This window comes from Streptococcus sp. SK643, assembly GCF_000259505.1.
Classification (GTDB): Bacteria; Bacillota; Bacilli; order Lactobacillales; family Streptococcaceae; genus Streptococcus.
Genome location: NZ_AJMM01000017.1, coordinates 22,057 through 35,328, shown reverse-complemented (window position 1 = coordinate 35,328; position 13,272 = coordinate 22,057). Strand labels below are relative to the sequence as shown.

At 39.2% G+C, this 13,272-nt stretch carries 10 protein-coding genes, 1 pseudogene and 1 riboswitch; of the genes and pseudogenes, 3 read left to right on the top strand and 8 right to left on the bottom strand.

The genetic code is table 11. From position 1 onward, the window contains the following. Positions 1–82: 82 nt before the first annotated feature. The 5 genes from HMPREF1117_RS06795 to zapA all read right to left on the bottom strand — a co-directional run bounded on the left by HMPREF1117_RS06795 (position 83) and on the right by zapA (position 6,652). Positions 83–1,405, bottom strand: a complete 1,323-nt coding sequence (locus HMPREF1117_RS06795; RefSeq protein ID WP_000891460.1) for an alanine/glycine:cation symporter family protein — start codon at positions 1,403–1,405, stop codon at positions 83–85. Between the two features lie 90 nt (positions 1,406–1,495). Further along, positions 1,496–1,584: riboswitch (glycine riboswitch) on the bottom strand. Positions 1,585–1,705: 121 nt separating this feature from the next. Continuing rightward, positions 1,706–3,259 (bottom strand): DUF6287 domain-containing protein, encoded by a 1,554-nt coding sequence (locus HMPREF1117_RS06790; RefSeq protein ID WP_000722588.1) that lies wholly within the window; start codon positions 3,257–3,259, stop codon positions 1,706–1,708. Between the two features lie 87 nt (positions 3,260–3,346). Next, positions 3,347–5,683, bottom strand: coding sequence for an endonuclease MutS2 (locus HMPREF1117_RS06785; protein ID WP_001035056.1), 2,337 nt, complete (start codon positions 5,681–5,683; stop codon positions 3,347–3,349). 121 nt (positions 5,684–5,804) lie between these two features. Further along, positions 5,805–6,353, bottom strand: a complete 549-nt coding sequence (locus tag HMPREF1117_RS06780; protein ID WP_000624350.1) for a CvpA family protein — start codon at positions 6,351–6,353, stop codon at positions 5,805–5,807. After that, positions 6,350–6,652: a cell division protein ZapA gene (gene zapA / locus HMPREF1117_RS06775; RefSeq protein ID WP_000002024.1), complete on the bottom strand. Its 303-nt coding sequence runs from the start codon at positions 6,650–6,652 to the stop codon at positions 6,350–6,352. The genes HMPREF1117_RS06780 and zapA overlap by 4 nt, the downstream gene beginning before the upstream one ends. Positions 6,653–6,738: 86 nt before the next feature. Here zapA and rnhC point away from each other — a divergent pair, with 86 nt between their 5' ends. The 3 genes from rnhC (at position 6,739) to recD2 (ending at position 10,740) form a co-directional block, all read left to right on the top strand. Further along, on the top strand, positions 6,739–7,620 hold the full coding sequence (rnhC, locus tag HMPREF1117_RS06770; protein ID WP_000146878.1) for a ribonuclease HIII: 882 nt from the start codon (positions 6,739–6,741) through the stop codon (positions 7,618–7,620). Positions 7,621–7,623: 3 nt separating this feature from the next. After that, positions 7,624–8,238 carry a signal peptidase I gene (gene lepB, locus HMPREF1117_RS06765; protein WP_000765270.1) on the top strand — a complete coding sequence of 205 codons (615 nt, stop codon included), beginning with the start codon at positions 7,624–7,626 and terminating at the stop codon, positions 8,236–8,238. 126 nt (positions 8,239–8,364) lie between these two features. Next, on the top strand, positions 8,365–10,740 hold the full coding sequence (gene recD2 / locus HMPREF1117_RS06760; RefSeq protein WP_000454454.1) for an SF1B family DNA helicase RecD2: 2,376 nt from the start codon (positions 8,365–8,367) through the stop codon (positions 10,738–10,740). 97 nt (positions 10,741–10,837) lie between these two features. Here the strand turns inward: recD2 and HMPREF1117_RS06755 are convergent. The 3 genes and pseudogenes from HMPREF1117_RS06755 to HMPREF1117_RS06745 form a co-directional block, all read right to left on the bottom strand. Further along, positions 10,838–11,080, bottom strand: a pseudogene (locus HMPREF1117_RS06755) (peptide ABC transporter ATP-binding protein); the annotation flags it as partial. Positions 11,081–11,159: 79 nt separating this feature from the next. Beyond that, on the bottom strand, positions 11,160–12,260 hold the full coding sequence (gene glf, locus HMPREF1117_RS06750) for a UDP-galactopyranose mutase (RefSeq protein ID WP_000272521.1): 1,101 nt from the start codon (positions 12,258–12,260) through the stop codon (positions 11,160–11,162). Between the two features lie 13 nt (positions 12,261–12,273). Continuing rightward, on the bottom strand, positions 12,274–13,272 hold the full coding sequence (locus HMPREF1117_RS06745; RefSeq protein ID WP_001173088.1) for an acyltransferase: 999 nt from the start codon (positions 13,270–13,272) through the stop codon (positions 12,274–12,276).

Sequence of the window (13,272 nt, the reverse complement as noted above, 5' to 3'; positions counted from 1 at the left end):
TACCGTGTATAATATATATTTTAAATTGCATCGATAGAAATTTTTTATGAAAGCAAAAAATCACACGCGATGTGTGATTCTATTATTTATTAAAATACTTTTTAGTCTCAGCAATAACAACTGGTGATAAAACTAAGAGAGCAATCAAGTTTGGCAGAGCCATCAAAGCGTTGACAATATCAGCAATAATCCATACCATATCCAACTCGATAAATCCTCCTAGCAAGACCATGAGCACAAAAATCACACGGTAAAGCCAGATAAAACGAACACCAAAGAGGAACTCGAAACAGCGTTCTCCATAGTAGTTCCAACCTAGAATCGTTGTAAAGGCAAAAAGTACAAGGAAGATGGTCAAGAGGGCAGGCCCAAAGTGTGAAAAGACTGTTGAGAAGGCTGACTGAGTCAAAGCCACTCCATTCAAGTCACTATTCCATACTCCAGTTACCAAGATGGTCAAACCAGTTAGAGTACAAATGATGAGGGTATCAATAAAGGTTCCTGTCATGGAAATCAAACCTTGCTCTACTGGTTCATTTGTCTTAGCTGCAGCAGCTGCAATGGGAGCAGAACCTAGACCAGATTCGTTTGAAAAGACACCACGCGCCACACCATTTTGAATAGCCATCCGAATGCTAGCACCGGCAAATCCACCTACCGCAGCAACAGGACTAAAAGCGGATGTCAAGATTAAAGCGATTGTAGCAGGGATTTTCTCAATATTAAAGAAAATAACTGTAAGAGTTCCCAAAATATAGATGATGGCCATAAAAGGAACAACGGTTGTTGAAACCTTTGAAATGGATTTGAGCCCGCCAAAAACTGCAATCGCTACAAAGACAGACAAGACAAGAGCTGTGATGGCTGGCGAAATCGTCGTCGTATTTTGGATAGATTCTGTAATGGAGTTCACTTGAGTGAAAGTCCCTATACCTAATAAGGCAACTAGTACTCCTGCAAGGGCAAAGAAGATAGCAAGGAGACGCCATTTTTCGCCCATACCCAAAAGGATGTAGTGCATGGGACCTCCTGCGACAGCACCGTTGTCATCCTTGGTCCGGTATTTAATGGCTAATAAGCCTTCCGCATACTTAGTTGCCATTCCAAAGAATGCAGCTATCCACATCCAAAATAGGGCGCCAGGTCCACCAACCTTAATCGCAGTTGCCACCCCAATAATGTTTCCAGTACCAACCGTCGCTGCTAGCGCCGTACACAAAGCCGCAAAGCTGGATACATCACCATGTCCCTTATCCTTAGTAAAAATAAGCTGGAAAGCCTTAGGTAGACGCAAAACCTGTAGGAAACCCAGACGAGCAGTTAAATAAATCCCCGTTCCTACCAATAAAATCAAGAGGGGAGGTCCCCAAGCAAAAGCATCGATTGATTTAAGCAATTCTAACATTTCCTTCTCCTATCTTTTCAACCCCAAAAGAAAGAGCACATGCAAGATACATGTACTCTGGAATGCTTAGATAAATGCTAAAAAGCGGTCTATCCTAGCTCTGTCCTTTTACCTGAGAGTTTGAGCAGTTGCCTGCCTTGCCCCTTCGGTGCCTTTACGGTCTCTCCAGAGTTCCGTCCATTTACAGTCATGAAAAATCAAACGATTTACCACTTCTATTAAACTTCATTCGGTGTTGGTATTTAATTGATTCTTATTTTACAAAAACTGTTGGATTTTGTCAATCTATTTTTGGAAAACTTATTTAACTTTGTAGTAAAAACTTCCAGCATTTCCATGCGCATGAGGCGCTTGGTGAATAATCATCCGATCCTTGCTAGTATAAGAAGCATCTTTCACATAATTTGGTTCAGTTACAGTTGGAATCACGACGCCTGCGGGAATCATATCTAGTTGAGCTCCAATTGTTGGTGCTCTATACCCAGTAATCAGGTAGCCATCACGAAAGACTGCACCATTTATATCTACATAAAATTCTGCTGGCTCTATTAATCCATTTTTACTAAAAACTAGATCTTGGCCCCCATTTCCTGTACTCCATCTTCCTTCTATACTTGAAAAATCTCCATTTTTGATAGCATTGATATCCATTTTACCTGAAGCATTTTGGTTCGTTGAAGGTGCCACTTCCGCAAACTTTTCTGTTACTGACTTCCAAGTCAAATTAGTTAAATTCATTCGAGTTCCCGGATTCAATTCTTCTTCCGTCAATGCCTCTTTGATTTTTTCTAGTTTTTCACCACTACTATTTAATTTCCAAACAGCATAGAAGGTTTTAGGATCTCCTGCAAAAGGGTTCCATTGAGTATAGAGATTACCATCTTCTAATAGATAAGCCTTAAAACGAGTTCCAAGCATCTGCATTTTATTTTCAGCATTGGTAAGGCGAGTAACTTTGCTATCTTTTAAAGTAAAGATATCTAACAATTCACTACCATTTTTGGATGATACAATTAGCTCATCCACACCATTTTTATCCATATCAACCATTGTGTAGGTAAATGCTTGACTGCGATCTGCCATACCTGCATAGATATTTGCCATTGTATTTATGCTATCTTTAACTTCTGACCTATGATCTAGAAGAAACTCATAATCCTCCAAAATACGATTATAGGGGCTATACTCTACAGCAGGCTTAGTTTCGACCTGTACTTTATCCGAACCAGCTACCCCAGGAATTTTTTCGGAAACAGACTTCCAGTTTAAGGTTTCAAGAGAAACGGGGGCACCTGTTCCAAGATCTGCTAATTCTTGAGCTTCCTTAGCCTTCACTAAAGACTGTCCATCTTGGCTGAACTGATAATGGGAATAGATGTGGCTAGTAGCTGAACCTGCTCCACGATAGAGTAGAGAATTATCTGGTAAGATATTGACCGTCATCCTCTCTCCAATCTGATCCAAGCGGTTTTCTTGATTGGTCAGACGAATGACCTTGTCATCTTTTAGAGTACGAATATCAAGCAGACTCTTTTCTCCACTCTTCATTTCAAGGGCAATCAAAAGTTCATCCACTCCGTCATTGTTCAAGTCTGTGGTATGGTATACCAGATCTGTATAAAAACCTTGAGAAGACTTGATTTGACTCGCTAAAGGATTGACATCCATATCACTAGATGCACTTCCTTTAGCTACTTTTTCATAATCATCCAGAACTTTATTATAGTAGCTATAGTCTTTATTTGTAGTCTTATTATCAGCAGCTGGTTCAGCTGTTTTATTCCAAGGTAGATACTGACAGCCTCCTAAAACTAGTGGCAGTAAAAGCGTTGTTACAAGTAATATCTTTTTCATATTTTCTCCCTTAGCTAAGAGAAAGGAAGTATACTAGACTAGTCCCTTATCCTTCTCTCCATTGTGTTTTGAACTTTTATCACTTATTTATCCTTTAAAGGTCACAATGGTAGCACCACTACCTCCAGCATTTTGTGGAGCATAACCAAAACTCTTGACATGTTTGTTTCTTTGTAAGTACTTAGTAACTCCCTCACGAATGACACCCGTACCGATACCATGTATGATATCAACCTGAGCCATATTATTAAGCAAGGCTTGGTCGATAAAAGCGTCAAGCTCATTCATGGCTTCTTCGTAGCGTTTACCACGGAGATCCAATCTTGCTTGTGGTCCCCGACCTGATGCACGTTTGACAATGTTGACTTGTTTCTTCTTGACTGGCTTTTCTTGTTGAGCCTGAACTAGGTCAAATTCTTTTTCTTCCAAGGTCATCTTAATCAGTCCTACTTGAGCTTCCCATCGACCGTCCTTTAGATGACTGGTTAAGGTACCACGCTGACCATAACTAAGTACAATGATATCATCTCCAACCTTGGGAGCCCTTTTTTTCTTGGCCTTTTGAAGGACCTTGTTCTTAGACAAATCTACTTTTTCTGGAGCCAATTTTTTCAATTTGGCCTTAGCTTCAATGATTTCGTGGGGCTTGAGTTGGGATTTACTGTGAAGATTTTTCAGAATCTGATCACTTTCACTCAAGGCCATATCTACAATTTCAGCAGCTTGTTCACGCGCTTTATTGAGCTCGGTTTCTTTTTCTCGATTGAGTTCATTATAAAGTTTCTTGAGGGCTCGGTTCATCTTGAGGTTTTCTTGTTCCACCTCACGGATATTGTCCAAGCGTTTGCGACTTTCCAAGGTTTGCTCTTCTAATTGTTCAATGATACGGTTAACATCATTGTCCTGATCGACTTGCTGACTAGCATCTCCTACAATAACCTCTGATAAGCCCAAACGTTTGGCAATCTCAAAGGCATTACTTCGACCAGGAACCCCCTGCATAAAGCGATAAGTTGGTCGAAGCGAAGCTGTGTCAAACTCCATGCTTGCATTTTGCACAAAGGCTGTCTCAATACCATAGGCCTTGAGTTCTGGATAGTGGGTTGTCGCCATGGTCTTGACCTGACGAAGACGAAGATCTTCCAAGATGGCCATAGCAAGTGCTGCTCCCTCTTGCGGATCAGTACCCGCACCCAACTCGTCTAAAAGTAAGAGTGAGTTTTGATTCACCTGTCCAAGAATCTGCACGATGTTGGTCATGTGGCTCGAGAAGGTAGATAAGCTCTGCTCAATAGACTGCTCATCCCCAATATCCGCAAAGATTTGGTCAAAGACAGCAACACGACTTCCCTTATCCGCTAAAATCGGTAAACCTGACTGGGCCATGACCTGAGTCAAGCCTAAGGTTTTGAGCATGATGGTCTTCCCACCTGTATTAGGACCTGTAATGACAATAGCTGTCAAGTCTTTCCCAAAATGAATATCATTTGCAACTGCATTTTTAACGAGTGGATGGCGCGCGTGAAGTAATTGAATCTCCTGTTGCTCTGATAGTTTAGGAACAACCGCTTGACTTTCTTGGATATAACGAACCTTAGCGCGAATCAAGTCTAGGTGACCAATAATCCAAGCGTCATTGGCAATCTCTGCTGCATGAGGACGAACACGTTCAGAAATTTCTTGTAGAATGTGAAGCATTTCATAACGCTCGTCTGCTCGCAGGCTAGCAATTTCTTCACTCAGTTTGACAACTTCACGAGGCTCTATATAAACGGTATTCCCACTAGCAGAAATATCATGAACTACACCTGCAATTTTGTTACGAAAGGTATTTTTTACTGGTAAGACTTGACGACCATTTCTGCTTGCTACAATGCCTTCTGTCAACATCTGTGCTTTTTGTTTGAGCAAATCTTGCAAGACATCTCGAACCTGACTTTCACTATCATGGATTTTTCGACGGATACGAGCCAATTCCTCACTAGCGAAATTTTCAATAAATCCTGCATCATTAAAGGCTTGCAGATTGCCTTGCAAATGCGGGAAATCATGCAACTTTTCAAACCAGATGGCTAGTTCTTGCAGGCTGATATTTTCTAAATCATCATAAAAACTTTGCAACTCTCGGCTAGAGAGAAGCACACGCTTCAAGAGCAAAAACTCCTCGATATTGAGGTCAGCCCCCATCTCTAGGCGCTTACAGACTCCTGCGATTTCCTTAGTTGCTAGAATCGCAAAATGCGGTTGTTCAACAAATAGGGCCTGCATTTCCTCCATCTCAGCAAAGGCTTGTTTGATTTTATCTACCTTCCCTGTTGGAGCCAACTCCCTCAGTTGCTCCAAGCCCTGTTCGGTCAACAAATGAGGTTCGAATAAGGCTTTGACCTTACTGAACTCTAATGTTTCTAAAATTTTCTTGTTCATTTTTATTTCCTTGTTTTTGATAGATAGGAAAAACTTGTAAATTCTCGATTACAAGACCTAATCCTTCTTCTACTTTTTAGTGAAATCTGTAAACAAAGGGCTAGGAAAATTCCTGCCCTTTTTATCCGATTAAATTTGTCACCCAGATTTGTTTGAGCAAACTGGTTGTTAGTGGTATGCTCTGGATGATGTGTTTTGCTACGATACTTTTTTCAAGTGGGTTTTGTATAGCTGCCATAGGAATAGTCGCAAGTATAGTCAAGCCCATTTGCAAAACAAATAAGGTCACCAACATAGACAAGATGCCTGCTGCAACTTGAAAGTATTTGCCTCCTAATTTTTGACTAGGAATTAGATGCAAAAAGAGTCCAAGCAAACGGCTGAGACAATAAACAAGCCCAAATACGAGTAAATAGCCGATACCTGCATAAAATACCTTATCCAGCTGGAAAAGTTGATCTGAAGGAAAGAAAAAAGTTCCCTGACCTTCTTGAGGATTTGTATAAGGAACGAGTAAATGAAATTGATCTCCAAGACTCTTGTAAAATTGCCCCGCTATATAGGCTGAAATCATGGCTGAGATCAGGTAATAAACCTGTAAAAGGAGACCTCTACGATAGCCAATATAAAATCCCCAAGCCAAAACCAATAGAAGAAAGAGTGAAATCATAAAGAATCCTCAATCTTGCTTTGTTCTTGCTTACAAGTCACGAGCTTGTGACGAAGTTCTTCTAATTCCTGTTCCTTATCATCAAACTCAATTTCACGGCTGAGTTGAGTCGAGAGACAGTTGACTGCTAACAAAATAGCGATTGTCTCATCATCTGCACTAGGCATTTGTTCTTTAATTGCTTGGTATTTTTCAGTTGCAACCCTGGCAATTTCCTCCATAAAGAGATTATCATGCTCACTCGTCAATGTTAATGTTTTTTTCCCGAATGTAAATTTGAATCGATTTAAATTTGCCATAAAATTCACCTCACGATATTATACCAAAATTCGCTAATTTTGTCATTTTTAACAAATTCTCTCTCTTTTATGGTAAAATAGAAGCTATGGCAAGTATCACACTAACACCTAGTGAAAAAGAAATTCAAGCTTTTATTAAAGCCAATCAAACCAGGATCACTTCTAGCAACAATCCCTATATACGCTATTTCTTGAGACTTCCTCAAGCAACGGTTTCCATCTATACTTCTGGAAAGGTTTTGTTACAAGGAGAAGGAGCTGAGAAATACGCCAGTTTCTTTGGCTATCAAGTTGTAGAGGAAAATGGTGGACAAAACTTCCCTTTGATTGGAACAGACGAGGTGGGAAATGGTTCCTACTTTGGTGGTCTTGCAGTCGTGGCTTCCTTTGTCACACCAGACCAGCATGACTTCTTACGAAAACTCGGTGTGGGGGATTCTAAAACTCTGACCGACCAAAAAATTCGTCAGATTGCTCCAATTCTCAAGGAAAAAATCCAACATCAAGCCCTACTTCTCTCACCAAGCAAGTACAATGAGGTCATCGGAGAACGCTATAATGCTGTTTCAGTCAAAGTGGCCCTCCATAATCAGGCTATCTATCTTCTCCTTCAAAAAGGAGTTGAGCCAGAGAAAATAGTGATTGATGCCTTTACTAGTGCTAAAAATTATGACAAGTACTTAATGCAAGAAACCAATCGTTTCAGCAATCCTATCAGCTTAGAAGAAAAGGCTGAAGGTAAATACTTAGCCGTAGCCGTTTCTTCCATCATAGCGCGTGATTTATTCCTTGAAAATCTTGAAAATCTTGGTAAAGAACTAGGCTACCAACTTCCTAGTGGGGCTGGAACGCAATCTGATAAGGTAGCGAGTCAAATCTTACAAGCTTATGGCATTCAGGGGCTCAACTTCTCTGCCAAACTACACTTTAAAAATACTGAAAAAGCTCAAAAACGTATAGAAAGGTAAGTTATGAAATTATTTAAACGATTTTTAAAAGAATGGGGAGGAATCATCCTGATTATGACCCTCCTAGTTTTAAGCCGTCTCTTCCTTTGGAGCAACGTCCGTGTAGAAGGACACTCTATGGACCCAACCCTAGCCGATGGCGAAGTCCTATTTGTTGTCAAACACCTTCCGATTAACCGTTTTGACATCGTGGTTGCGCATGAAGATGATGGGAATAAAGATATTGTGAAGCGCGTCATCGGAATGCCCGGTGATACGATTCGTTACCAAAATGATAAGCTCTACATCAATGACAAAGAAACTGATGAGCCTTATCTAGCTGACTACATCAAACGTTTCAAAGAAGACAAGCTACAAAGCACATACTCTGGTGCAGGTTTTGAAGGAGACAAAGGAACTTTCTTTAGAAGTATCGCTCAAAAAGCCCAAGCCTTTACAGTTGATGTCAACTACAATACTAACTTTAGCTTTACTGTTCCTGAAGGAGAATATCTTCTCCTCGGAGACGATCGCTTAGTTTCAAGCGATAGCCGTCATGTCGGAACATTCAAAGCCAAAGATATTACTGGAGAAGCTAAATTCCGTCTATGGCCGATGAATCGTATCGGAACATTTTAAAACGACTAAAAGGCCGAGAATCATCACTCTCTGCCTTTTTCTTCTATCATAAGAAAAAGCCCAACACCTTTCTAATCTAAATAGAAAGGTGAAACCTGCTCTTACTCATTTATGTAAAGGAATTTTATGGAAGTTTATTTTTCAGGAACTATTGAACGAATTATTTTTGAAAATCCCAGTAATTTTTATCGCATCCTTCTCTTAGATATCGAAGATACAGACACCGAAGATTTTGATGATGTTGAAATCATTGTCACAGGAACCATGGCTGATGTGATTGAGGGCGAAGACTATACTTTTTGGGGACAAATCGTTCAACACTCAAAATACGGCGAACAATTACAAATCAGCCGCTACGAGCGAGCAAAACCAACTAAAAAAGGGTTGGTCAAGTACTTTTCAAGCAACCACTTTAAGGGCATCGGTCTGAAGACAGCTCAAAAAATTGTTGATATTTATGGCGACAATACCATTGATGACATTCTACAAGATCCAAAAAAGCTAGAGAGCATTTCAGGACTCTCTGCTAAAAATCGTGAAGCATTTGTCTCTACTCTCCGACTCAACTACGGAACAGAGATGGTCTTGGCTAAACTTGCCAATTACGGTATTCCTAACAAACTAGCCTTTCAAATTCAAGATTTTTACAAGGAAGAAACACTGGATGTAGTTGAAAACTATCCCTACCAACTAGTCGAGGATATTAAAGGCTTAGGCTTTACCATCGCAGACCAACTAGCTGAGGAACTAGGAATTGAAAGTCAGGCTCCCGAACGCTTTCGCGCTGGACTCATCCATAGCCTTTTTCAGGCTTCTATGGAGACTGGAGATACCTATGTTGAAGCTAGGGATTTACTAGAACAAACCCTGACTCTCCTTGAATCCTCTCGTCCAGTCGAATTAGATCCGAGTCATGTTGCCCAAGAACTATCTTCTCTCATAGACGAAGACAAAGTTCAACAAATTGATACTAAAATTTTTGATAACAGCCTCTTTTTCGCTGAAGAAGGTATCCGTAGCCATCTCATGCGTATCCTTGAAAAAGGAAAACAAAAAAGCCAAAACTTAGACACAATTCAACAACATATCGCAACTGTCGAGGAAGAATTGGGTATTCACTACGACACTATCCAAAAGCAGGCTATCTGTGATGCCATTCAACATAAAGTCTTTATCCTAACAGGTGGACCTGGCACAGGTAAGACCACTGTTATCAATGGTATTATCGCTGTTTACGCCCTTTTAGAAGGACTTGATCTCAGAAAAAAAAGTAACCTACCCATACTACTAGCTGCTCCAACTGGTCGAGCAGCACGCCGTATGAATGAACTAACTGGTTTACCAAGTTCTACTATTCACCGTCATTTGGGAATGACCGGAGATGATGACACCAGCCACCTAGAGGATTATCTGGACGCTGACTTTATCATTGTAGATGAATTCTCTATGGTAGATACGTGGCTCGCCAACCAGCTCTTTTCTAACATTTCCTCTAGTAGTAAAATCCTTATCGTAGGAGATAGCGACCAGTTACCTTCTGTCAGTCCTGGGCAGGTTTTAGCTGATCTGCTTCATATTCCACTGATCCCCCAGACCCGCTTAGAGAAAATTTACCGCCAGAGTGAAGAATCCACTATTGTAACCCTAGCTAGTCAGATTAGACAGGGGATACTACCTGCAGACTTCACCCAGAAAAAGGCAGACCGTTCCTATTTTGAAATTGCAAGCAGCCTTATCCCAGCAAGTATTGAGAAAATCATAGCTGCAGCCCTAAGAAGTGGTATTCCCGCTTACGATATTCAAGTTCTAGCCCCCATGTATAGAGGAACAGCTGGGATTGATGCCATTAATCAGCTCATGCAGGACCTCCTCAATCCCCAGCAAAAAGACCAACTCAGTTTTGAAGCTCCCCAATGCCATTATCGTAAAGGAGACAAGATCATTCACCTAGTTAACGATGCGGAAATTAATGTCTTCAATGGCGATTTAGGATACATCACTGATTTGATTCCTGGCAAATACACCGAATCCAAACAGGACGAGATTATTCTTGATTTTGATGGCAACGAAGTCAATTACCCCCGTAACGAATGGTACAAGATTCGCCTAGCCTATGCCATGAGTATTCATAAGTCTCAAGGAAGTGAATTCCCAGTTGTCATCCTGCCCATTACCAGTTCTAGCAAACGTATGTTAGAGCGCAATCTGATCTACACAGCTATCACACGCGCAAAAAGTAAGCTCATACTGCTAGGTGAATTACAGGCCTTCGACTATGCTACCCAACACATTGGAACTGCCCGCAAGACTTATCTGATTGAACGCTTCAATGATCTACTAGAAACCTCTAAGGAATCAAGCACAGCCTCTACTGAATCCAGCACTCAAATCGATTCCAAACAATCTTATATCCTGACAGAAGAAAACTGGACTAGTATTCCAGCTATGATTGGAATAACAGATGCAGATTTAGCAGAAATTTTTGGAACTACACCACTATAACATTTACAGTAAATAAAGTCACCGTTGATATTATCGAACTAAAACATTGTATAGACATAAAAGGAGTTGCTCGCATATGAGCTAACTCCTTTTTATATTATTTGACATGTTTTGCAAGTTCTTCTTGCGCTTTTTGATACTCATCTGCAGTAACTGCCTTACCTTGAATTTCTAAATATTTGTACAAGAGTGGTTCACTTGTACCTTTGTTACCTGCTAAAGTAAATGGTACCATTTTAGACAAGATTGGACGACCTGTACGAGATGTCGTTGAAATAATCAAAGCACCATCTGTCAACTAAGCTTGGGCTTCAGCATACTTATTATAACGTTTTGTTACATAAAAAAAGAGAATACCAAGATGGTCTTCTCCATATTTTAGCTTCTCATTTCACTTATAGGAATATTGAATAGCCTCTTTAGTTACCTAATTCTTCCTCTACAACATTCAGTGCACGTTCAATGACTACATGCATGTCATAGTATTTGTAGTCTGCTAAGCGACCACAGAAAATTACCTTATCATTCTGCGCTGCTTCTTCTTGATATTTAGCAAACATAGCATTGTTTCTCTCATCATTGATTGGATAATAAGGTTCATCACCACGTTTCCAATCAGCTGGGTATTCACGAGTAATGACCGTTTTATCTTGCGTACCATACTCAAAATGTTTATGCTCAATAATGCGAGTATAAGGAATTTCTCGTTCTGTGTAGTTTACAACAGCATTTCCTTGATAGTTTTCTTCATCTAAAACTTCATGCTCAAAACGAAGGCTACGGTATTCTAATTCACCATGTTTGTAGTCAAAGTATTGATCAATCATCCCTGTAAAGACAACCTTTTCAGCAGAAGCTTCTAATTCTTGACGATTAGCAAAAAAGTCAACTCCAAGTTCTACTTCTACATCCTTCAGCATATTTTCGATGATAACATTATAGCCACCGATTGGAATTCCTTGGTAACGGTCATTGAAGTAGTTATTATCAAAAGTCAAACGAACTGGTAGACGTTTGATGATAAACGGTGGAAGGTCAGTCGCAGAACGTCCCCATTGCTTTTCAGTATATCCTTTAATCAACTTTTCATAAATATCTGGACCGATCAACTTGATGGCCTGTTCTTCCAAGTTTTTAGGTTCAACATCCTTCATATGAGCCGTTTGCTCAGCAATCTTATCTTTGACTTCTTGAGGAGTTTTTGTCCCCCACATAGCATAGAAAGTATTCATATTGAAAGGTAGATTATAAAGGATACCCTTGTAATTAGCTACAGGCGAGTTGATGTAGTTGTTAAACTCAGCAAACTGATTAACATAATCCCAAACTTTCTTATTAGAAGTATGGAAGATATGGGCACCATATTTATGAACATTAACTCCTTCAACATTCTCACAATAGATATTCCCACCAATGTGGTCACGTTTATCAATAACTTTTACTTTTTTTCCACGCTTGGTTGCCTCATAAGCAAAAATTGCTCCAGACAACCCAGCACCAACGATTAGATAATCGTACATCTTGTTCTCCTTTTTATAATTTGACGATTCGATTGAAGTAAGGAATCTTCATTAACATTCCAACAATAATAAAACTAACACTTAATGTAAACAGAGCAAAAAGTAAATATGCTCCGACAAAATTAAAACCAAATAGTTTTTCCCACACTTTCATAATATAAGTATGAATTATAAAAACTCCCATGGTTTGATTAGCAAGAAAAACAATCCATTTGTTTCTGTCTTGATTCAATGAAAGTGAGAATATAGTTAGAAATAATCCTAAACTTACAACTTTTACAAATAGAACATCATAAAAATATTCAGCAAAAAAATTATGGTAAGTAGTCTTTGCTAATAAAAATAGTATCACGGGCGAGACTAAGAATAAAAATATCGTAGCTATTTTCATCCATCTCTTAAACCTATGTTTGATAGTATTTATATCAAAATGAGCTATAAAACCACCTAAAAGATAATAGAAAAGCCAAGTCCATAATCTAAAGGTTTGTATAACATATATTTGTATCGGCATTTGAAGCACAATGTTTGTTAACTCAAAAATCAAACCGATGACTGCCAATAAAGATAAAATGTATAAATAACTTCTTTTGGAATTTAAAATTATTTTCATAACTGGTAAACATAGATAAATAAGAATCAATGCACCAAAAAACCAAAACTGAAAGAAATAACCTTTTTGCACCAACGAGCCTATAAGTTTTTTTATTGGATTAACTGCAAAATCCAGTTTAAATACCCAAACGATAAGGGTCCATGACACCACTGTTATTAGAATCCATTTTATTTTCTGAAATATATAGGAATAGGTAATTTCTCTCTTTCCTAATAATAAATAACCATTAACCATAAAAAATAGAGGGATTGAATAGGTTCCTAAATAATATAAATATGTCAAAATATTCCATGAACCTGCCTCTTTAAACCCACCCATAGCTGTGTGGAGTAAAACCACTCCAACACACGCAAGCACTTTTAGTAAGTCTAAATTAATATTCCTAGTTTTCTGCAT

Coding starts and splice junctions, on each gene's coding strand:
- HMPREF1117_RS06795 (WP_000891460.1), bottom strand. CDS start 1,405: ATGTTAGAATTGCTTAAATCAATCGATGCTTTTGCTTGGGGACCTCCC.
- HMPREF1117_RS06790 (WP_000722588.1), bottom strand. CDS start 3,259: ATGAAAAAGATATTACTTGTAACAACGCTTTTACTGCCACTAGTTTTA.
- HMPREF1117_RS06785 (WP_001035056.1), bottom strand. CDS start 5,683: ATGAACAAGAAAATTTTAGAAACATTAGAGTTCAGTAAGGTCAAAGCC.
- HMPREF1117_RS06780 (WP_000624350.1), bottom strand. CDS start 6,353: ATGATTTCACTCTTTCTTCTATTGGTTTTGGCTTGGGGATTTTATATT.
- zapA (WP_000002024.1), bottom strand. CDS start 6,652: ATGGCAAATTTAAATCGATTCAAATTTACATTCGGGAAAAAAACATTA.
- rnhC (WP_000146878.1), top strand. CDS start 6,739: ATGGCAAGTATCACACTAACACCTAGTGAAAAAGAAATTCAAGCTTTT.
- lepB (WP_000765270.1), top strand. CDS start 7,624: ATGAAATTATTTAAACGATTTTTAAAAGAATGGGGAGGAATCATCCTG.
- recD2 (WP_000454454.1), top strand. CDS start 8,365: ATGGAAGTTTATTTTTCAGGAACTATTGAACGAATTATTTTTGAAAAT.
- glf (WP_000272521.1), bottom strand. CDS start 12,260: ATGTACGATTATCTAATCGTTGGTGCTGGGTTGTCTGGAGCAATTTTT.
- HMPREF1117_RS06745 (WP_001173088.1), bottom strand. CDS start 13,272: ATGCAGAAAACTAGGAATATTAATTTAGACTTACTAAAAGTGCTTGCG.